21 protein-coding genes are annotated in these 21404 nt (G+C 52.9%); 11 read left to right on the top strand and 10 right to left on the bottom strand.

From position 1 onward, the window contains the following. The first annotated feature begins 49 nt into the window (after window positions 1-49). The 5 genes from A3224_RS13595 to A3224_RS13575 all read left to right on the top strand — a co-directional run bounded on the left by A3224_RS13595 (window position 50) and on the right by A3224_RS13575 (window position 9313). A complete protein-coding gene (locus A3224_RS13595; RefSeq protein WP_067155710.1) occupies window positions 50-1252 on the top strand; it encodes a fumarylacetoacetate hydrolase family protein in 1203 nt (400 codons plus the stop codon). Between the two features lie 43 nt (window positions 1253-1295). Then, window positions 1296-2732: an aldehyde dehydrogenase family protein gene (locus A3224_RS13590; RefSeq protein ID WP_067155708.1), complete on the top strand. Its 1437-nt coding sequence runs from the start codon at window positions 1296-1298 to the stop codon at window positions 2730-2732. A gap of 97 nt (window positions 2733-2829) precedes the next feature. Further along, window positions 2830-4620, top strand: a complete 1791-nt coding sequence (locus A3224_RS13585; RefSeq protein WP_067155705.1) for an IlvD/Edd family dehydratase — start codon at window positions 2830-2832, stop codon at window positions 4618-4620. Between the two features lie 427 nt (window positions 4621-5047). Beyond that, entirely contained in the window at window positions 5048-7591 is a 2544-nt protein-coding gene (locus A3224_RS13580) for a glycoside hydrolase family 3 protein (protein WP_231902396.1), read from the top strand. A 78-nt stretch (window positions 7592-7669) separates the two neighbouring features. Next, complete coding sequence (locus A3224_RS13575; protein ID WP_067155700.1) at window positions 7670-9313, top strand: family 43 glycosylhydrolase; 1644 nt, start codon at window positions 7670-7672, stop codon at window positions 9311-9313. A 181-nt stretch (window positions 9314-9494) separates the two neighbouring features. Here A3224_RS13575 and A3224_RS13570 read toward each other — a convergent pair. The 4 genes from A3224_RS13570 to A3224_RS17165 form a co-directional block, all read right to left on the bottom strand. Then, window positions 9495-10624 (bottom strand): IS3 family transposase gene (locus A3224_RS13570; RefSeq protein WP_407939252.1). Its coding sequence is split into 2 segments (ribosomal slippage): window positions 9495-10366 and window positions 10366-10624, totalling 1131 coding nucleotides; the frame shifts between segments, so codons are not numbered across the junction. Window positions 10625-10943: 319 nt separating this feature from the next. Next, entirely contained in the window at window positions 10944-11342 is a 399-nt protein-coding gene (locus tag A3224_RS13560) for a hypothetical protein (protein ID WP_067155697.1), read from the bottom strand. A gap of 125 nt (window positions 11343-11467) precedes the next feature. Beyond that, window positions 11468-11986, bottom strand: coding sequence for a hypothetical protein (locus A3224_RS13555; RefSeq protein WP_067155694.1), 519 nt, complete (start codon window positions 11984-11986; stop codon window positions 11468-11470). Between the two features lie 114 nt (window positions 11987-12100). Next, the gene (locus A3224_RS17165) at window positions 12101-12469 is read right to left on the bottom strand and encodes a hypothetical protein (RefSeq protein WP_197462996.1); all 369 of its coding nucleotides are present in this window, start codon (window positions 12467-12469) and stop codon (window positions 12101-12103) included. Window positions 12470-13599: 1130 nt separating this feature from the next. On the opposite strand from A3224_RS17165, the gene A3224_RS17440 reads away from it, so the two are divergent. Next, the gene (locus A3224_RS17440; protein ID WP_269454573.1) at window positions 13600-13731 is read left to right on the top strand and encodes a hypothetical protein; all 132 of its coding nucleotides are present in this window, start codon (window positions 13600-13602) and stop codon (window positions 13729-13731) included. Window positions 13732-13893: 162 nt separating this feature from the next. On the opposite strand, the gene A3224_RS17680 is transcribed toward A3224_RS17440, so the two are convergent. Continuing rightward, window positions 13894-14070 carry a DUF6985 domain-containing protein gene (locus A3224_RS17680; protein WP_407939254.1) on the bottom strand — a complete coding sequence of 59 codons (177 nt, stop codon included), beginning with the start codon at window positions 14068-14070 and terminating at the stop codon, window positions 13894-13896. Between the two features lie 229 nt (window positions 14071-14299). On the opposite strand from A3224_RS17680, the gene A3224_RS17575 reads away from it, so the two are divergent. The 3 genes from A3224_RS17575 to A3224_RS17565 are packed head-to-tail and all read left to right on the top strand — an operon-like array spanning window position 14300 to window position 15307. Beyond that, a complete protein-coding gene (locus A3224_RS17575) occupies window positions 14300-14557 on the top strand; it encodes a hypothetical protein (RefSeq protein WP_331709193.1) in 258 nt (85 codons plus the stop codon). A gap of 15 nt (window positions 14558-14572) precedes the next feature. Further along, on the top strand, window positions 14573-14785 hold the full coding sequence (locus A3224_RS17570) for a hypothetical protein (RefSeq protein WP_331709192.1): 213 nt from the start codon (window positions 14573-14575) through the stop codon (window positions 14783-14785). 54 nt (window positions 14786-14839) lie between these two features. After that, on the top strand, window positions 14840-15307 hold the full coding sequence (locus A3224_RS17565; protein ID WP_331709191.1) for a hypothetical protein: 468 nt from the start codon (window positions 14840-14842) through the stop codon (window positions 15305-15307). A 303-nt stretch (window positions 15308-15610) separates the two neighbouring features. On the opposite strand, the gene A3224_RS13540 is transcribed toward A3224_RS17565, so the two are convergent. From A3224_RS13540 to A3224_RS13525, 5 genes are all read right to left on the bottom strand, one after another. Beyond that, a complete protein-coding gene (locus A3224_RS13540; protein ID WP_067155691.1) occupies window positions 15611-16072 on the bottom strand; it encodes a hypothetical protein in 462 nt (153 codons plus the stop codon). A gap of 93 nt (window positions 16073-16165) precedes the next feature. Continuing rightward, window positions 16166-16444: a hypothetical protein gene (locus tag A3224_RS13535; protein WP_067155688.1), complete on the bottom strand. Its 279-nt coding sequence runs from the start codon at window positions 16442-16444 to the stop codon at window positions 16166-16168. Between the two features lie 124 nt (window positions 16445-16568). After that, window positions 16569-16991 (bottom strand): hypothetical protein, encoded by a 423-nt coding sequence (locus A3224_RS17005; RefSeq protein WP_156481500.1) that lies wholly within the window; start codon window positions 16989-16991, stop codon window positions 16569-16571. A gap of 84 nt (window positions 16992-17075) precedes the next feature. After that, the gene (locus A3224_RS13530; protein WP_067155684.1) at window positions 17076-17477 is read right to left on the bottom strand and encodes a hypothetical protein; all 402 of its coding nucleotides are present in this window, start codon (window positions 17475-17477) and stop codon (window positions 17076-17078) included. After that, entirely contained in the window at window positions 17470-18033 is a 564-nt protein-coding gene (locus tag A3224_RS13525) for a hypothetical protein (RefSeq protein WP_067155681.1), read from the bottom strand. The genes A3224_RS13530 and A3224_RS13525 overlap by 8 nt, the downstream gene beginning before the upstream one ends. Window positions 18034-18745: 712 nt before the next feature. On the opposite strand from A3224_RS13525, the gene A3224_RS13520 reads away from it, so the two are divergent. Beyond that, window positions 18746-18967 carry a putative glycoside hydrolase gene (locus A3224_RS13520; RefSeq protein ID WP_067155677.1) on the top strand — a complete coding sequence of 74 codons (222 nt, stop codon included), beginning with the start codon at window positions 18746-18748 and terminating at the stop codon, window positions 18965-18967. Window positions 18968-19559: 592 nt separating this feature from the next. Continuing rightward, entirely contained in the window at window positions 19560-21329 is a 1770-nt protein-coding gene (locus A3224_RS13515) for a carbohydrate-binding protein (protein ID WP_067155675.1), read from the top strand. Window positions 21330-21404: the final 75 nt, after the last annotated feature.

The raw sequence follows: 21404 nt of genomic DNA, 5'->3' as shown, positions 1-21404 counted from the left end.
CGGTATTTGTTCGGGTTTTACTGTAAACGATTACATCACTGGTGGGTTCATGAGCGACAACGACAATTTGCGTGGGCTTCTGCTGCCCGAGGATGGTCTCGCCGGCACCTTGCTCGGCCGTGTGTGGCTGCCGGAGACCCTGTCCCCGGTGCCGGGGCCCAGCCCTGTCTGGCTGTGCGACGATGGCGTCTTCGATCTTTCCGCTCTGGCTCCCACGCTGGCCGAAATCGTAGAGAAGGGCTTTTGCCCGCAGGATTTGGCAGCGGGCAAGCAGCGCCGTCTGTGCGGTGTGGATGAATTGCTGCACAACAGCATGGCGCCACTGCACGGGGGGCAGAGAGACCCGCGCTATCCCTACCTGCTGGCACCGGTGGACCTGCAGGCGATCAAGGCCTGCGGCGTCACTTTCGCCTGCAGTATGTTGGAGCGGGTGATTGAAGAGCGCGCCGGTGGTGATCCGGGCCGGGCCGAGGCGCTGCGCAGCTTACTGGCGGAAAAAATCGGGGGCGATATCGGCGCTGTGGTGCCCGGCTCCGCCGAGGCGGAAACGCTGAAGGCGGCGTTGCAACAGCAGGGTATCTGGTCGCAATACCTGGAAGTGGGCATCGGCCCCCTGGCGGAAGTCTTTACCAAGGCCCAACCCCTGTCCGCGGTGGGGCCTGGCGAGCAGGTGGGGATTCACCCGATTTCCCACTGGAACAACCCGGAACCGGAGGTCGTGCTATTGGTGGACAGCCGCGGCCGTCCCCGAGGGGCGACTCTCGGCAACGACGTCAACCTGCGGGATATCGAAGGTAGAAGCGCGCTGCTGCTGGGCAAGGCCAAGGACAACAACGCCTCCTGCGCCATCGGCCCTTTCGTGCGCCTCTTTGACGAGCGCTTTTCCATGGATGAGGTGCGCCATGCCGAGGTAACTCTGGAAATCGAGGGCGAGGACGGTTTCCGCCTGCGCGAAGTCAGTCCGATGACAGAAATCAGCCGCGATCCGCTGGATCTGGTGGCCCAGACCATTGGTGAAAACCACCAGTACCCGGATGGCCTGGCGCTGTTCACCGGCACTCTGTTCGCGCCCACCCAGGACCGCGATCTGCCCGGACAGGGGTTCACACACAAGGTGGGGGACCGGGTGACCATCCGCTCCCCCAGGCTGGGGGCGTTGATCAACACGGTCACTACCAGCGACAAGGCGCCCCCATGGACCTTCGGTATCTCTGCGCTCATGCACAACCTGACGGCAAGGGGGTTGTTGTAGGGCGCGGACCCGTCAACAAAATTGGCAAAACCAAGAGGTAATCATGACGATCCACTGCAATTACATCGGCGGAGAATGGCGGGAGGGCCAGGGCACCATCGCCAATATCAATCCCTCCGACACCAACGACCGGATCGGCGAATACGCCGAGGCCAGCCCGGCCCAGCTGGATGAGGCTGTAGCCGCAGCCCGCCAAGCGTTTCCCGCCTGGTCCCGCAGCGGTATTCAAAGCCGCAGCGAGCTGCTCGACCGTATTGGCCAGATGATTCTCGATCGCCGCGCGCAACTGGGTGAACTGCTCGCCCGCGAGGAGGGCAAGACGCTGCCGGAAGCCACCGGTGAAGTGGTGCGTGCCGGGCAGATATTTAAGTTCTTCTCCGGTGAAATTCTACAGTTGCGGGGTGAACTGCAACCGTCGGTCCGCCCCGGACTGGAGGTGTCCGTTACCCGCGAAGCCCTTGGGGTGATCGGCCTGATTACGCCGTGGAACTTCCCGATCGCCATCCCCGCCTGGAAGATAGCGCCGGCACTGGCCTACGGTAATTGCGTGGTGTTCAAGCCGGCGGAGCTGGTGCCCGGTTCCGCCCACGCGCTGGCGCAGATCATTGCGGAAGCGGGTGTGCCCGACGGTGTTTTCAATCTGGTGATGGGCCCCGGTCGCGTCATCGGCGATGCGCTGGTCAATCATCCCCAGGTGGACGCCATCAGCTTTACCGGCTCGCAGAATACCGGCCGCCGCATCGCCGCGGTCGCCGCCGCGCGCCTGGCCAAGGTGCAGCTGGAGATGGGGGGCAAAAACCCTCTGGTTGTTCTCGACGACGCCGATCTGGATACCGCGGTCGAGTGCGCGGTTAATGGCGCCTTTTTCTCCACCGGCCAGCGGTGTACCGCTTCCAGCCGCTTGATTGTCACCAGTGGCATACACGATCGCTTTGTCGAAGCGGTGTGCGAGCGCATGAAAGCGCTGGTCACCGACCACGCGCTAAAGGCCGGTACCCATATCGGTCCGGTGGTGGACGAGCGCCAGCTCAAGCAGGACCTCGACTACATCGACATCGGTCGTGGCGAAGGGGCGACCCTGGTGTGTGGTGGCGAGCGGGTGGAGCGGGAAACGCCGGGCTTCTATCTGACCCCGGCCCTGTTTACCGGCACCGAGCCGCAGATGCGCATAAACCGCGAGGAAATTTTCGGCCCCGTTGCCACGGTAATCCGCGCCGATGACTACGAGCAGGCGCTGGCGCTCGCCAACGACACGGAATTCGGCCTCTCCGCGGGTATCGTCACCCGTTCGCTCAAACACGCCAGCCACTTCAAGGCCAACGCTCAGGCGGGCATGGTGATGGTCAATGTGCCCACCGCCGGTGTGGATTACCACGTGCCCTTCGGCGGCCGCAAGGGCTCCAGCTACGGGGCGCGGGAGCAGGGCAGCTACGCGAGGGAGTTTTACACCACGGTGAAGACGGCCTATACCCTGGCTTGAGCCAAGAGTGGCCGGTGCCAGCGACTCAGCAGGGCACCGGCCTGCAGTATCACGTCGCTCTGAGCGGCAATTTTCGCGAAGGTTTGGTTGTCAATTGATGAATAAAAAAAGAAAGCTCCGCAGTGCCGATTGGTTCAATGACCCGAACCATCCGGACCACACGGCTATCTATATCGAGCGCTATCTGAACTACGGCCTCACCCGGGAGGAATTACAGTCCGGTAAGCCGATTATCGGCATCGCCCAGACAGGGAGCGATCTTACGCCCTGCAACCGCCACCACAGGGAGCTGGCACAGAGGGTGCGCGAGGGCATCCGCGACGCGGGCGGTATTCCGCTGGAATTTCCCGTGCATCCCATTGCGGAAATGGGCAAACGTCCCACTGCCGCGCTGGACCGCAACCTGGCCTATCTGGGGCTGGTAGAAATTCTTTATGGCTATCCCCTAGACGGTGTGGTGCTCACCACCGGTTGCGACAAGACCACGCCGGCCACTTTGATGGCAGCGGCGGCGGTTGATATCCCGGCAATCGTTCTATCCGGCGGTCCCATGCTGAACGGCTGGGAGACAAAAAATAACGAAGAACAGCGGGTGGGCTCCGGGACCATTATTTGGCGTTCGCGGGAGGACTATGCCCGCGGCGATATCGATTACGAGCAGTTTATGCAGAATGTCACCCGCTCTGCGCCCTCCGTCGGCCACTGCAACACCATGGGCACGGCGCTGACAATGAACTGTCTCGCCGAGGGGCTGGGTATGTCTCTGCCCGGTTGCGCAGCTATACCTGCGCCCTACAAGGAACGTCCGGCCATGGCCTATTACACCGGGCGACGCATTGTCGATATGGTGTGGGAAGATCTGAAACCCTCGGACATTATGACTCGCGCGGCTTTTCTCAACGCCGTGCGCCTCTGTTCCGCAATTGGCGGCTCCACCAATGCGCCGCCCCATTTGCAAGCGATCGCCAACCGCCTGGGGGTGGAACTGTCCATCGACGACTGGCAAACCTTCGGCGAAAAAATTCCCCTGCTGGTTAACTGTCAGCCGGCGGGCGAATATCTGGGCGAGGATTTTTACCGTGCCGGCGGCGTCCCCGCGGTAATGGGCGAGCTGCTGCGCGCGGAGCTTATCGACGGCAGCTGCCGGAGTGTAAACGGTAGAACTATCGGTGAGAATTACGCTCGGCAGTTACCCCGCAATACGCAGGTTATACGCTCCTTCGATGATCCGCTGCGGGAAAATGCGGGTTTTGCCGTTATGCGTGGCAACCTGTTCGACTCGGCGATTATGAAAAAATCCGTGATCGGCGATGATTTTCGTAAAAACTATCTTTCCAACCCCGAACACCCCAATGTACTGCGCGGCCGCGCCATAGTGTTCGAAGGCCCCGAGGATTACCACCGCCGAATCGACGATCCGGCACTGGAGATCGACGAACACTGCATACTGGTCATTCGCAACTGCGGCCCAGTGGGTTATCCCGGTTCCGCGGAAGTGGTCAATATGCGCCCGCCCAATTATCTGATCAAACGCGGTGTTAGCTGTCTGCCTTGCATCGGCGATGGCCGTCAGAGTGGCACCTCTGCCAGCCCTTCTATATTGAACGCCTCTCCCGAGGCGGCGGTGGGCGGTGGTCTTGCGCTTCTTGAGACCAATGACATAGTGGAAATTGATCTGAATAAAAACCAAGTGCATGTGCTGGTAGAAGACGGAGAACTACAGCGTCGCCGCGCCCGCTGGCAGCCGCCGCGACTGGTCAATCAAACCCCCTGGCAGGAGATATACCGCAACACCGTTACCCAGCTTGCCGACGGTAGCGATATGGACCTGAAGGAAGCGCACCTGCATATTGTCGAGTGTCACGGCACACCGAGAAATTCCCACTGAATCTTACGGCGGATCATTCAGAAATCATCGATTAACTCGTTCCCTGGCTTTAAAGAAACCCTGTGATCGCACGAGAAACGCAGGCGATAGGGAACCTTTCAAGGTTGTTGGATACAGAGATTTTATCGTGCGTTTTCGAATCCCATTGTTTGCGCGCGCTTCCTGAAAATATGACAGAGCTTATGCGGATCAATCATAGGTTTATCAATCGGCAAATAGATAGAATAATGCCGCCGACAACTTTCTCTCGATAAATAGGCAGTTGGCTGCAGAGAAGATGTTTAATGATCCGTTGGTGGATGAATTGAGCTTTTGTATCTGAATCTGATCTGAGACTATGAAATTAGAGTTGGAAAATTTTATCGAACAAATAAAAAGATAATCGCGCCACAGCAATAAAAACGATAGGCGAAGGGAGAACTTTATAGTGAAAAAGAGATTGATAGCCCCAGTAATAGCGGCGCTGTTGTGCGGCTGTGGGACTGGAGATAAAACCACAGAAAGCCATACGGTCACGGATAACAGCCCCTGGCCGAAGCTCGAACCGGCGCTGGCGAAAGACCCGGAAATTGAAAAGCGGATTGCAGCCCAACTGGCGAAAATGACGCTGGAAGAAAAGGTCGGCCAGTTAATTCAGGCGGAGATCAAGTACGCCACCCCGGAAGACGTGAAGAACTATCACCTGGGTTCGATTCTAAACGGCGGCGGCACCTACCCGAACAACGACAAATTTGCCAAGCCTGAAGACTGGCTCGCGCTGGCGGAAGCCTATCACCGCGCGTCCATGGATACTTCCGACGGCGGCGTGGCAATCCCGGTACTCTGGGGCTCCGACGCAGTGCACGGCCACAACAATGTAATCGGCGCAACTCTGTTTCCGCACAATATCGGCCTCGGCGCCACACGGGACCCGCAGTTGATCCGCCGTATCGGCGAGGCCACCGCGCGCGAGGTGGCGGTAACCGGAATTGACTGGACCTTTGCACCGACGGTGGCGGTGGTGCGTGACGACCGCTGGGGGCGCACCTTTGAGAGCTATTCCGAGGACCCGAAAATCGTGCGCGAATACGCCCGCGCCATGGTGGAAGGCATTCAGGGGGAAAAGTCCTCGGCGGAATTCCTCGGCGGTGAAAAGCTCATCTCCGCCACCAAGCACTTTATCGGCGATGGCGGCACCGATCGCGGTATGGACCGCGGCGATACCCCTGCCAGTGAAGAAGAGCTCGCGGAGATCCATGCCGCAGGCTATATCGCCGCGCTGGAGGCGGGCGTGCAGACTGTGATGGCCTCCTTCAACAGCTGGAAAGGGGTAAGGCTACACGGACACAAATACCTGCTGACCGATGTACTGAAAGGTCGCTTGGGCTTTGACGGTTTTGTGGTGGGAGACTGGAACGGCCACCGCTTCGTTGAAGGTTGCACCCTGGAGAGCTGTCCCCAGGCGATCAACGCGGGGCTGGATATGTTTATGGTACCTTCCGACTGGAAGGCGCTTTACGAGAACACGCTTGCACAGGCCAAGAGTGGTGAAATTCCCACAAGCCGCATAGATGACGCGGTGACGCGCATACTGCGGGTAAAAATGCGCGCGGGCCTGTTCGAGCGCAACAAACCACTGGCAGGCGCTACCGGTATTCTCGGCAGCCCAGAGCACAGAGCCATAGCCCGCGAGGCGGTGCGCAAATCGCTGGTATTGCTGAAGAACAATGGTCAGCTGTTGCCCCTTAATCCAAAACAGAAAATTCTCGTCGCCGGCGACGGCGCAGACAATATCGCCAAGCAGAGCGGCGGCTGGACGATTTCCTGGCAGGGCACCGGCAACAGTCAGGCGGATTTCCCTGGGGCTACTTCCATTTACGCAGGCATTAAAACCGCTGTGGAAAGTGCCGGTGGTGAAGCCGTATTGTCTGTCGACGGAGAATTCTCCGTAGATACCTTTACCGACGCCGAGCGGCCGGATGTGGCCGTGGTGGTCTTTGGCGAAGACCCCTATGCGGAATGGCACGGGGACATCACCAGTCTTGAATATCAGTTCGGTACCAAAACCGATCTGGCGCTGCTGAAAAAACTCAAGGCCCAGGGCATTCCGGTGGTGAGTATTTTTATTTCCGGTCGCCCGCTGTGGGTCAACAAAGAGCTGAATGCGTCTGACGCTTTTGTCGCCGCCTGGCTGCCGGGCTCTGAAGGCGCAGGGGTGGCCGATGTAATCCTCACTGATGCCGACGGCAAAATCCGCCATGACTTTACCGGTAAACTTTCATTCAGCTGGCCGCTGTTGGTGGATCAAACACCGCTCAACCTGGGCGATGATGACTATGATCCGCTGTTTGCCTATGGCTACGGCCTCACCTACAGCGACAAGGTTGAAATAGCATCCGACCTCACGGAACAGGGGGAGAGCTACGCCGAAGGCAGACTCGAGGATGCCTGGATGATGGTATGGCGCCCGCGCGCGCCCTGGAACCTTGTGTTGCTCGACGAGGGCAGTGCACCGATTGAAGTAGAGGGCAATGTGGCCGAGAGCAGCGACGGCAATATTCGCGTAAGCGCCATCGATATGCGTAATCAGGAAGACGCGCGCCTGGTGCAGTGGGCCGGCCTGCGCCCCGGCGGCGTGGCCCTGCGCGCGGGGAAACCGCAGGACATGAGCCGCTATCTGGAGTCCGGTGGCACCCTCAGCCTGAAGTTGCGCTTGGACGAAGAGCCGCGTGGTGAGGTACGTGCATCGGTGGGCTGTGGTGATGACTGCACCGGCGGTCTATCGCTGCGCGAGTCGTTGCGGCAGTTGCAGACCCAGGAATGGACAGAGATGTCCATTGATCTGCAGTGCTTTGCGAAACAGGGGGTGGATTTCTCCCGCATTGAGAGCAGCCTGTTGCTGGAGAGCGATGAGGCGTTGTCACTGGCTTTGGCGGATATCAAATATGTGCCCGGCGGTGCGGATAGCGCGACTTTGCGCTGCGACGGTTGAGGCTCGGGCCTTTATATCGCCCCCTTTCCCGCAAGCGGGAAAGGGGGCGAGCTGAGGGGGGTATGGGGCAGATAACCGATGGTAGATGATTCCCGTCGCAACCTGTTTAAGACATTGATCGCGGGGGCCGCATCCGCTCCTTTCCTCGGCGGACGGGCCAGGGCTGATCAATGCGGCGAGCGCCCGCAGTCTTCCGGGACCCAGCAACCTATGTGGGCTAGGGGGATAGGGGGCCAGCGTAAGGCGGATTTTGGCAACGGGTACTTTTTGAACCCGATCCTTCCTGGCGACCGCCCAGATCCCACTATTCTGAAGGACGGGCGCGACTACTACATGACCTTCACCTCCTTCAAATCCTATCCCGGCCTGGTTATCTGGCACTCCACCGATCTGGTGAACTGGATTCCCATTGGCCCGGCGCTGTTTAAACCCATTGGTAACGTTTTCGCCGTGGATCTGTGCAAGTATGGCGACCGTTACTACATATACATCCCCGCAGTGGCGGATGGGCGTGGCTGGTCCATCTATGTTATCTGGGCGGACGATATCCGCGGTCCCTGGAGCGAACCGATCGATTTAAAAATACCCGGTTGTATCGATCCCGGTCATGTGGTGGGAGAAGACGGTCGCCGCTATCTGTTTGTGAACGGTATCCGCAAGGTGCGGCTTTCTCACGATGGTCTCTCCGCCGATGGGGAACTGGAAACCGCCTATGATCCCTGGCGCTATCCCGACCACTGGGTGGTGGAGAATTTTGCCCCGGAGGGGCCAAAGCTGCTGCGCCGCGGTGGCTGGTTCTATCTCATCACAGCGGTGGGAGGCACCGCCGGTCCTCCCACCGGGCATATGGTGATCGCCGCCCGCTCCAAATCCATTCACGGCCCTTGGGAGCACTGTCCGCACAACCCACTGGTGCGCACCACCAGTGCAGACGAACTCTGGTGGTCACGGGGCCATGCGACTCTGGTGGAGGGGCCAGCGGGGGACTGGTGGATGGTCTATCACGGATATGAAAACGGATTCCGCACGCTTGGCAGGCAGGTATTGCTGGAGCCAATCGAGTGGACCGACGACGGTTGGCTGCGGGCCAAAGGTGGGGACCTTTCCATACCGCTGCGGATGCCTGTGGGCGGCGGAAAGCGGCCTGGATCAGCGGGCTTTGCTCTGTCGGATGATTTCAGCGAAAACCGCTTCGGCCTGCAGTGGTGTTTTCACAACCCGGCGGCGGACGAGTTACAGCGAATCCGTTATGAAAAAAAAGGTCTGCGCTTTGCTGCGCGAGGTAGGTCACCGGCGGACAGCGCACCGCTGATCTGTGTCGTCGGTGACCGCGCCTACGAGGCGGAAGTCACTGTCGACCTTCTCGGTGAGGAAGAGGACACTGAGGGCGGACTGCTGTTGTTTTACAACCACAAGGCGTTTGTCGGACTCGGTTTTTCCCGCGACCACCTCAAGACCTTCCAGTACGCTGAGGAACAGCGCTGGCTGCGCCAGCCGTCAAAGGCTTCCAGTCTGCGTATTCGTCTTACCAATGACAATCATATTGTGACCTATCACTATTCCCGCGACGAAGGCCGAACCTGGATTCTGCACGGTCACCGCATGGAAGTCTCGGGCATTCACCACAATGTTTTTGGAGGTTTCCTGAGTTTGCGCATCGGCCTCTATAGCAGTGGAAACGGGAGTATCCGCTTACGTAATTTTACCTATCGGGCACTTTGAAGCGGACTTTATCCCGGCCCGGTTGCCTGCGCCTTGAGTGCTGAGCCGGTACCGTAGTTTAGTTCATGGATACCCATACGCAATGAGGAAGTTTTTGACGATTCTTAATGCAGTGGTACGGGATGGCCAGGAGTGGGCGTACTAAATATTTTTGCTGGCGCTTGTGACCTGCCCCCAATTTTTAATCCAACCTCGTGTTAGTAATGTTCGTGTTGATAGATTCTTTTTTGTGCGACCTGAACGCTGCAGCAAATTCCGCCGGTGTCTGATAGCCCAGCGATGAGTGTGGCCGCTGCTCGTTGTAGTCTTGCCGCCACTGGCTGATCAGCCCCCGAGCATGAGCCAAGTCCCGAAACCAGTGCTCATTGAGACATTCATCCCGAAATTTGCCGTTGAAACTCTCGATATATCCGTTTTGTGTCGGCCTCCCTGGCTGGATCAACTTTAGCTCAACCCCGTTGCGATAGGCCCACTGATCAAGCGCTTTGCCGGTAAACTCCGGCCCTTGATCTGTCCTGATGGCTTTGGGATAACCACGGAAGGCCGCTATGGCATCCAAACTCCTCACCACCTGCTCTCCAGATATCCCGCTGGCTACCTGAATATCGAGACACTCCTTGGTGAAATCATCGACAATGGTCAGACACTTGATACGACGGCCATTGGCCAGAGCATCCATCACGAAGTCCATCGACCACGTATGGTTCGGGGTTTCCGGTAGCGATAGAGGCTGTCGCTCAACCATAACGCCCTTGCGACGCCTACGTTTGCGGACGGCTAGTCCCGCCTCGTGATATAACCGATAGACCTTCTTATGGTTCACTTTCAGCCCTTCCCGACGCAGCATCTGGTGCACTCGCCGGTAGCCGAATCGCCGTCGCTCGAGTGCTATTTCCTTGATACGTTCAGCCAGTTCAGACTCTGTAGCCTTTTTGGACTGGTATCGCATGGACGCGCGAGATAACCCGACGAGCGAACAGGCCCTACGTTCTGAGATAGTCGTTTCCGACCGCATGATTTGTACGGCCTCGCGCTTGTTGCCGACGGTTAGTACTTTCCCTTAAGGGCAGCCTTCAATGCTTCCTGATCCAATAGAGACTCCGCCAGCAGCTTCTTAAGGCGGGCATTCTCCTGTTCCAAGGCCTTGAGCCGCCGGGCCTCAGATACCTCCAGACCTCCATACTTCTTACGCCAGGTGTAAAAAGTGGCATCCGAAATACTGTACTTGCGGCAAAGCTCTTTCACCGGGATACCGGCCTCAGCTTCCTTCAAGATTGGGATAATCTGTTCTTCAGTAAAACGTTTCTTCATGTTCATCGTCCTCATTGGTGATGAACATTACTAGGATTGAAGTGGACTAGAAAGTGGGGAGCAGGTCAGAGCGCTACCTATCCCCGCCGATTACTTCTTAAAGTTTTTTCTTTCTTTGAAAAACACAATCGCGGGCTTCAGCAAAGCTGATGTTACGCACCAATAAATCTATTTGGCGCAATTCCACACAGGGCGCCGACCCTACTTACCCGAATGTAAAGCTCTGGCAACAGCGGGCTGAATATGCACTAGCCTTCCCGTCAATTTTTTGATTGGTGGATGTCCATTATTTCGCTAGCGTTTGAACCACAGTTGCTTGTTATGCACGGATTGCTTTGTGCTCTCTCATTGCCCACAAATCACAAGCTGTTTCTTTATCTTGACTAAAGTTATTTTTTATGTGAGCAATTTCGTGAAGTGCTAAGTGTTCTAGAAACTCAATTTCGCTGTTAATGTCACTAGCGTAATTAACTAGATCATCAATATCCTCTTGGATTCCACGCATTTGTAGAGCTAAGATGTGATCCTCGATTTCCGGCTTCGTAATAGTTTGTTTAAATGTGATTCTTGCGGCATCCGAGGAGCTTGACCATTCAGCCATGGACAATTTTCCTTTAGTCTTTGAGTGATCGTTGGTGATTACCACCTCAGCATTGATATAGCGAGAAACTAGCCCTTCTATTCGCCCTTTCTCCAATCTTACATTTAAGTCTTCCATGTTTGCTCCATTAGCGCATAACACCTTTGTCAGGCGTCCATAAACCGGAGTAGATTTTGTGCTAAAGTGAAGCGTAACGTAACGCACAAAAGCTGCGTAGGTTTATGGGTCGGCTGGACAAATTGTTATGCATATCTTTTTGTCTGTATACAAGCACCGTTAAAATGATACATATCTAGAACTTCTAAAGCGGCCTTGAACCATGTTTGCTCGATGTCTATCTCGTTATTATAGGCATCAAGAATGTGCAAGGATCTAATCTCACTAAAAGGCTCATCGTAGTAACTTACAGGTTTTTCAGCATCTCTAACTGTGCCACAACATTCTCTTTCAGTTTCACTAGATATTTCACACAAAACAATATACACCATGTGGCCATCTAATATTTTGCTAAATGGTATCGCATTATAGCGATCTATCTCGATCTCAAGTTTTTCTTTGGCACTCGCGCCAAACTCTTCTCCCAGTTCGTCTAATAATGTTTTTCGAATTTTATATGTAGTTATCGTTTGCGCTTTTTTCTTCCCCTTTGCGCTCCCTCCAGGGAGGTGCGCACCTTTTCGATTATTACCGCTAGACTTACCTCCAAAGCCGAAAAGAATGTTTCCTGTTCTCGTAAAAAACACTCCATACACTTTGCTCATAAAAATATCCTATTTCCGATTGCTTTAAGCGGTTCCAGAATAACGCCTCAATAACCGGCGCAGCTTTGCTTCGTCCGGCGCCGTAGGCGCGAAGTTGATTGACTTTTTACGCAATTACGCTGCCTCTGTTGATGTCGATTGTTTTACAGCACCTCTTATAAGGCGCCAACCGACAGCTATTACAAATAGGGCAAGATTAAAACCAACATAGAACCAGTATATCTCGCCTGCTTCAGTTGGTGCTGAAGAAGCAGTTCCGAGGTCTATTGCTCCTGATGAGGCGGCATCAGACAGCATAATGCTTGGACTGAGAAAGGCAGTATTAATGATATTAATTCCGAAGGTAATCCCGGACAGGGTAGGCTGAGATCTGAACGAAATCATCGCCATGACGCTGCATAGCATAGCTATGAATACACCTCCGACTGGAATGAAAATGGACAATGCCCCAAAGACTAATGCGACTATAGCTAATGCTTTCATGATATTTTCCTTTTTTGCGAGTTTGAGTCTTATATGCCTAACGTCTGCAGCAACCGCGGCTTTGTAGTGAAGCCACAGGCGCAATGGAAAAGCCGTCGGATTGCCTGCGATTGTTAGCCGTGATGGTCAAACCACTCATTGTATTTCTGAATAAGATCAATGAAGTAATCTCGAGAATCTCGACCGTCAATTAAGAAGTACAATTGGCCTAGGCTATCCCCGGCTCTTCCCAGGCCCGCTCGGAGCCCTTCTGCCTTAGATGTCGATCCCTGTGTTCCGGACGTAATGTGGTGTTTTCCCCGATTGCACAATTCTTGAATTATACGAAACGATGGCATCGAGTATATTTCAACGAAGAATCGCTCTCCATCTGTCAAAGCTTGTCCGGCTCTTTCCTTGCACTTGATTTCTTCGTAACTCGACTCCGATATCCATTCACGCAGATGGGTAAGGCCAAGCGTAAGAAATAGGAAACCCCGTTAAGTTGGATACCGAATATATTCCTCGTAAACCTCGAGAATAATGCGATATAGATCTTTTGGATCGTTTAGGTCAAATAGGTCCATATTGCTTGTCCGGCTAACAGTTTTATTCACAAGCCAGTGGCTTTATATCATCCTGGCTCTTGTTTACAGGCGCACAATGCCACATGCTGGAAAATCGTCATTGAAATCAATGAGATAACCTACAGCTCGATTTAAATTCAGGAGTTAAACGAGCCAGATGCTCATTTACCTTTTTTCTATGTGGCTCAAATTTTTATCACTATCCACTTTAAAGTCAACAACTAAGTGGCGGCTCATCGGTGAACAAGAGCTACCGGCTAATGAGCACGGGCTTGATATAACTATCTCCGCAACAGGCAGTTCATGAACACCCATAAAACAAAAGCTTTCGACGCCAATCATATTGCAACATATCTTACCTCATAGAAAACACTTTCCTCCCATACAGTTAGATAAACAGTCAAAATGAGACGTTAGTGCAAATCCCGGACTTCTCTCGAAGCTACGCTCTACTACCATTGCGTCTCCCGCCGCGTGCACCGCGCGTTCCTGTGCGGCCAGGATGAGCGAACCGAGCGTTGCTTCGAGCTCAAGAAGCAATGAATCGAAGGTCGGTTATCGGAGTTGGCTGGGGTATTTGCGCTGGATATCTTTGCTTATGCAGTCATGAGCAACCACTGCCATCTGGTACTGCATATCATTGCGGTACAAGCTGAAGCCTGGACGCTGCAAGAGGTAGTAGACCGCTGGCATTAACTCTGTAAATAATGATTCATAGACACCCATATAATGATTCCTCAATCTAGGGGGGCATGAAATTCATTATCGGACTGCCTTAAACACCAGCGATGATTAGACTTTCCTCCGTTCTTTTATCTGATGTCGTGAAAAATCCGGGATAGCGATACAAGACATTTTCTAGCTTGTCTTCCGCATAGGCATCTGAATTTGTAAGATGCCGTCCAAAGGGCCTATTTTATTTACATATAGCCCTTGCTTGAAAACTATTTGTAAACCGTGCTCTCGTTCCCAATCACAGGAGCACTCTAATGAGATGTAGACCAGCTTGTCCCCGTATGGACGACGCAAAACCATTGGAGTATTACCAAATTAAATATGCTTCCAAACATCCTCGGGATTAGCTATTTCCACATACCAGTCATCATCTGGAACAAGCTGGATAAAGATATCTTTGTAATATCGCGAATCATAACGCGAATCATGGACATCCATAAAATAAAAAGTTTTCAATGCCAATCATATTGCAATATTCTCTACCTCATAGAAAATGCTGTTGATATATACAGTTCAATGAGTGAACAAAATGGGACGCCCGCGCAAATCCCTAATCTCTCTTGAAGCTACTCCCTACTACCATTACGTCTCTCGCTGCGTGCGCCGCGCATTCCTGTGTGGCAGGGATGAGCGCACCGGGCGCTGCTTCGAACACCGAAGGCAGTGGATCGAAGATCGGTTATTGGAGCTGGCTGGGGTATTTGCGCTGGATATCTGTGCTTATGCAGTCATGAGCAACCACTACCACGTGGTATTGCATATCAATGCAGCACAAGCTGAAGCCTGAACGCTACGCGAGGTGGTGGATCGCTGGCATCAACTCTGTAAAGGTTCTCTTCTTTCCCAACGTTATGCCCGTAACGAAGCCTTGAACGGTACGGAACTGGCCCGGCTGGAGGAGGTGACCGCAGAATGGAGAGCAAGGCTAATGGGTATCAGCTGGTTTATGCGGATGCTCAATGAATCTATTGCCCGACAAGCCAATCGGGAGGATGGCTGTACCGGTCGCTTTTAGGAAGGTAGATTCAAATCCCAAGCACTGCTCGACGAGCGAGCTCTGGCGGACTGTATGGCCTATGTAGATCTGAACCCTATCCGGGCCAAAATGGCTGATACGCCCGAAACCTCAGACCACACTTCCATACAGCGCCGTATTTCGGCAGCTCAGGATGGCAGGCAGCCACAGCACCTCTTTCCCTTTGCTGGTAATCCGCGAGAACCTATGCCTGTGGGACTGCCGTTCCAGTTGCAGGACTATCTGGAGTTGGTGGACTGGAGTGGCCGTTGCCTGCGTGAAGACAAGCGCGGCGCTATCGATGAACAACTACCACCAATTCTCGATCGGCTGCAGATCGACCCACGACACTGGTTCTACCTGAACCGAAAGTTCGAAAGCCGCTTCAAGTGCTTGGTTGGCGCCGCGCACTCGGTGCGTAATGCCTGCCAGCAGCTCGGCAAACGCTGGGCGCAGGGTATTCTCGACTGCGAGCTATATCTATCTCCTCCGATCACTTCCCAAAATTTTGCCTTTCCTTGAGAAATAACATCGCGGGCTTCTGCGAAGGACTGCTGCGCCACAACAAAACTGTTTGGCGAAATTCCACACAGGACGCAGGCTCTACTTGCCCGAAAACAAAACTCTGGCAACAGCGGACTAAGAATGCAGTAGCCTTCCCATTAATGTTTCAATTGGTGGGTGTCTATTTTTATCACTCGTCCCAACAATTATTCAATTAGTGGGTGTCCAATTTTTTCGTTTTGCGCAAAAATGGGAGCGCAGCGACCTGCGCAAAATGTGCACGAGGTAAGCTGTCCCGCGGAGGGCCGAAGGCCCGGAACTTTACTGCCTGGCTTTGTTATGAGTTTCTACCAGACTGGTAAGCCGGACTATCTCAGTATGGTTGCAGGCCATACCTCCCAAAACACTATATCCATCACCAGATAGCTCTGCATGAGCCTTATGCAAGAATACAAGCTCCAACTCGCTCGCCTTTAATGCGGATTCCGAAAGGCAAGCATTAGCCACTTGGTATCCAGGCTCCTCGACAATGGCTAGCGGAACACTTGCCATAAGAACTCCTGATGAATCCTTCACATTTACCATTATGCCAGCCAAGTACATAGCTTCATTGACATACTTTGGAGCTAGCAAAAAATTAATATTTAGGCAGCCTTCCAGAATGGGGGCGTCTGCGATTTTGGAGTCGGTAACATACTTATAAATGTCGACTTTGTCTTTGGCACAAGCAAAAACTAAGTTTGGAAATAGTGTCACCAAGAAAACAAATACGATTTTTCTCATATTGACTCATGACGCTTGCATAAACGGCGCCCGACTAGGGCGTCCGGTGGAGGCCCATCGGGCCGGAACGAATTTAATGCACTGGTTATGTGATTAGACATAGAAGGCTATGCCTACGGCCGCAAAAACCATGATCTTAATGATTAACTCTACGACGGAGCGTTTCCATATCGCCTTAGAACCTTCCGGATTTGACCACTCGCCTGGAACTTCATCATCCAAGGTAACGAGGTGGCCCAGAGCAGACCAGCCAGAAAAAGCTAAAGCAGGTGCAGCAAAATATTTGGCTAGGGATTGGTGGCCCATAAACATAGCCACCGAAGCAACCAAAAGCGAGGTCAAAAATATCCCTATAACAATGCGTTGTGCCATTCAATCATGCCCGTTGGTACTACCCACATAACGCCTTGCTTTGGGGCGTCGGAGCGTCAGCGTAGGCGTCCCAGCAGCGTGCCCCTTTGCGCTGCGACAACAGCAACTTGTTAGGGTGGGATGGCTACGCATTGCATTTAATTTCAATTGAACGACGACCAAACCAATTAAAGAAGATAAGCCCGGTTTCATCAGCTACTCGCTGCCCTTCAAAAGTATGACGAAGTATCCACTTATAGGGCTTTGACCCGGAGTAACATATTTCCAGCTCTGCATCAGTAACTATAGAGTTCAAGAATTCCCGCAGACTAGCCTCTAGATCTTTAGGCTTCCAAACTGTTACGTCCCAACAACCACCGTGCCAGCCTTCAGCTGACGGATATACCCCGTATTCCGTGCATTCCAATTCAACTTGAAACCCATTTTCCGATTGCGGCGGGATACGAAGGACATCTCGGTCCTTTTCGGATTTGATTTCGGCTGCCACAGACAGCGAAGCCATAAATTCTTCAGCAACATTCCGAAAAGAATTACGAAATTCGCTCATTTTGAACCCTAACGCCGCCAACACGCGCGCCTACAAAATGGAGGTGAAGCCGCAATGTAGTAGGCGTCGCCGTGCTTGGCCTTGTTAGCGCTCGCTTTCTCGCAACTTGGAAATAAGCTTCCAAACATACACAATACTCTGAATGGCTAGAACTGAGGTAAAAACCTCCACCAAGACAAACGATGTAGCAATTGGATCGTAGTTGTGGAAGTTCCCGAACCCAAAAGAGCTGTACCCCTTAACAGAGGATGCAATAATACCGATGCTTGGTGGAAGATAAACCAGCATTATGCAAAGTGTAGCCAGCAATAGTGGTATCGCACGGGACCACAATACTGACTTAAGGTTATTTTTGAACTCCCCTCGGTTCTCCTTGTGCTGCGGCATGACCATAGAGATTGCGTTAACGATATCATCATGCCAAAGCGCATAAAGAACGCCAGTTATAGCCAATAGAACACTTGCTGCAGTCAGAAGTTCATTCATTAGGTATAAATTGTTCCGTGAGCCTAGCGTAAGCGGCAGGGGATATTTCAAAAGTGGACACAGTACCCCGCCTTTTCTTTATTTGCTGAAGTGTTCCATCTATTGATGCAAGCGCTCTGTTGAGTTCTTCGACAACATTTTGGCTGTTAATTGTTACCACATAGGGGCCGGTATCACCTTCTTGCTGAGCAGAGTCAAGAGATCTTCTTATAGAGTTATCAATAGCGTCACGTAGTTGATATTGAAACTTGGACATTACTGCCCGGATCAATGCTCGACTTTCTGTAGCGCTAGTTTGAAAGAGTCGACAAACTTCTTGTTCATCCGGAATCCTATTCTCGAAGACATTTGTTATGAGGAGGAATAGACGATACTCATTGATATCAGATCCACGCCTAAAGATCTTCTGCCCTAGAAACATAGAGACGTACTCTTTCAGCGCGGCTGACGAATACGATGAGAGCGAATCTGAGATATCACCTATCGAGCAATCTAGAATTCGAGCTAGCTCCTGCTGATCCTCATCGCTGAGCTCAATTGTTGTAGTTACTTCCATGACTTCTCCTTAATCTGCTTACGCTAACAGTTTTATTCAAAAGCCAGAGGCTCTATATCACCCTGGCTCTTGTTCCCAGGCGTGCAATACCACATGCTGGAAAATATCCATTGAAATCAATGAGATAAGCTGCGGCTCGATTTAAATTCAAGAGTTAAACGAGCCAGATGCTCTGTTATCTTTTTATTGATGTGGCTCAAATGTTTATCACTATACCCTTTGAAGTCAATGACTTAGCGGCGGCTCATCGGTGAACAAGAGCCACCGGCTACTGAACACGGGCCTGATATAACTATCTCCGCAACAGGCAGTTCATGAACACCCATAAAACAAAAAGCTTTCGATGCCAGTCATATTGCAACACTGATTACTACACAGGCAAGACTATCTATATATACAGTTATGCGCATGGCCCAAATGAGACAGCAGTGCCAGTTACTGGCTTCTCTCTATACTAAACCCTACTATTGTTGCGTCTCTCTTGCGTGCACCACGCATTCCTGTGTAGCTGCGATGGACACACCGGGCGTTGCTTTGAGAATCGGAAGTAATGGATAGAAGATCGGCTATTGACGCTGGCTGGGGAATGATTCATAGACACCCATGTAATGACTCCTCAATCTAGGGGTGTCCATAAACTTCATTCGCTTGGTGCAGTGGGCGTGGTTTGTGCTCCGGTGGCGTGGCCCTGCGAGCGCATAAACCGCAGGACATGAGCCGCTATCTGGAATCCGGCGGCACCCTGGATTTGAAGCTGCGCCTGGATGAGAAACCCAGTGGCGAAGTGCAAGCTTCGGTGGATTGCGGATCAGACTGTGCCGGCAGCCTGTCATTGCTGGAATCTCTGCAGCAAATCCCCGTCAATGAATGGGCGGAGATGTCCATCGACACTCTAGTGTTTCGCCAAACAGTGCGCGGATTTCTCGCGGGTTAAGAGCAGTCTGCTGCTCGAGAGCGAAAAGCCCCTGTCATTGGCAGTGGCGGATATCAAATATGTGCCCGCTGGTGCGGAGAGCACCACGCTGCGCTGCGACGGCTGAGTCTTTTCAAAGCAGCTGCGAAGGCCCCTCCCTCTTGGAGGGGCCGGGGCATCTGTTTTTCCGAACAGAAAAATTATTGACCTCTCTGAATCTGTTACCCGAATAGCAAGCGCTGGCAACAGTGGACTGAATATGCAGTAGAGTTCTCAACTATTTTTAAATAGATGGGTGTCCATTTTTATTTTCTCAAAAATTAGTGTGAACAGGCCCTAGTAAGCGCCCCAACGCCCCTAATATTTACTCTGACTTTTTGTAACTCGCCAGCATTAGCCAAAACACCCGCCCCGTCCCACAATTTGAGCAATCCGCTCGGGCCCCAAAGCGGTTATTGACGCCATTCTTACGAATATGCCGGGCAGTTTGGCGGTTGGTCGGTGACGGTGTTCACAGGCCACATGGCCTGTTTATGCTCCAATGCACGCCCATCATAAAATAGTTAACAATCGACAATCCGATAAATGTAAACCACAAAAAAGAGAGGTCATTATGAAGTTTTTCGCTTCTGCTCTTACAGCACTTGCTATCAGCTCCCCCACCATTGCCGCCGACTGGGATGGGCTCTCCGTTCCCGCAGATGCCGGCGCAGGAAACATTTGGCAGCTGCAGGACAATGTTTCCGATGACTTTAACTATTCCGCCCCGGCCAACGGCAAAAGCCAGGCATTTTACGACCGCTGGGCCGAAGGTTTTATCAATGCCTGGCAGGGCCCTGGGCTGACCGATTATCACAACCCGAATTCACGCGTTGAAAACGGCCAGTTAGTTATTCAGGCAACCCGCAAACCCAACACCGATCAAGTGTATACCGGTGCTATACACTCCAACGACAGTGTTCAGTACCCGGTTTACATTGAAACTCGGGTTAAGATTATGGATCAGGTGTTGGCCAATGCGGTCTGGATGCTAAGCAGCGATTCCACTGAAGAGATTGATATTGTCGAAGCTTACGGCAGCAGCCGCCCGGACCAAACCTGGTTTGCCGAACGCATGCATTTGGCCCACCACGTTTTTATTCGAGACCCCTTCCAGGATTATCAACCTCAGGATATGGGCGCTTGGTACAGCGATGGCCGCCTGTGGCGCGAACAATACAGTCGAGTGGGTGTGTACTGGCGCGATCCCTGGCACCTTGAGTACTACATTGATGGCCAGCTGGTAAGAACCGTGAGCGGTACGGATATGATCGACCCCTACGGTTACACTAACGGCACAGGGTTGAGCAAGCCCATGCAAATTATTATCGATGCGGAAGATCAGGACTGGCGCTCTGACAACGGCATTCTCGCCACTGATGCCGAGCTGGCCGACAGCAGTAAAAACCAGTTTTATGTAGACTGGGTTCGCGTGTACAAACCCGTCCCCGCCGACGATAATAATGACGACAGTGATGTTACTGTCAGTTTTGACTTTGACAGCTTTTACGCCACTGGCAAAGAAGGCGATGCGGTAGCAGGTGACACTGTTACAGGTTTTAACCCTTCGGGTAACGGCAACATTAATTTCAACACCTTGGGCGACTGGGCAGAGTACAGCTTCAATATACCGGAAGCCGGAGACTATCGGCTGGAGCTGGATACCGCCTCTACCGTTACCTCAGGTATCGGAGCTGATCTTCAGATTGACGACATCTACATCGGGCAGATCAGAATGCAAGCAACAGGCGGTTGGGAGAACTACCAAACCTTTAGCCTCAGCAACAATTTGACGATCGGTGCAGGCGCTCATATCCTACGGGTGCAAAGCAGCGGCAGCGCTCCATGGCAGTGGAATGGCGACAAAATTCGCCTGATCAAAGTGGGTGACAGCACAGGGAACAACGGTGGGAACGACGGCGGTAATGACAACGGCCAACAGACTCAGGTCATTACTCTAGAAGCCGAAAACTTTACCAGCACTGGCGGCACCTACGATGGTTTTCAAACCTACACACAAAACGGCGTTACCGCCATTAATTACAATCAGCGCGGAGATTACGGCGAATACACCCTGTCCGTTCCCAGTGGTGGCAATTATATTTTTAGCGCTGTCGTCGCCACGCCAGAAACTGGTGCCGCCATGGCGCTCAGCTTAAATGGCAATGCCTTACTGAATTTGGACGTTCCATCCACCGGAAGTTGGAGTCATTTTTCAACCATCAGCGCTGCTAATGCCGTAACCCTGCCCGCTGGCACACACACTTTGCGCATTACCAGCGCGGGTAACACCAGCAACACTTGGGAGTGGAACGCGGATAGCTTTGAATTCAGCCCACAATAAAACCAACCTGGCCTCTGCCGATAGGGCAGAGGCCTAACCCCAGCACCAGCATCCTGTGTTTGCGCCAAGTGAGAA

Origin of the sequence: Microbulbifer thermotolerans (assembly GCF_001617625.1) — a bacterium.
Taxonomy (GTDB): domain Bacteria; phylum Pseudomonadota; class Gammaproteobacteria; order Pseudomonadales; family Cellvibrionaceae; genus Microbulbifer; species Microbulbifer thermotolerans.
Note: the sequence above shows the minus strand (reverse complement) of the source record. Positions and strands in the feature narration are given on the sequence as shown.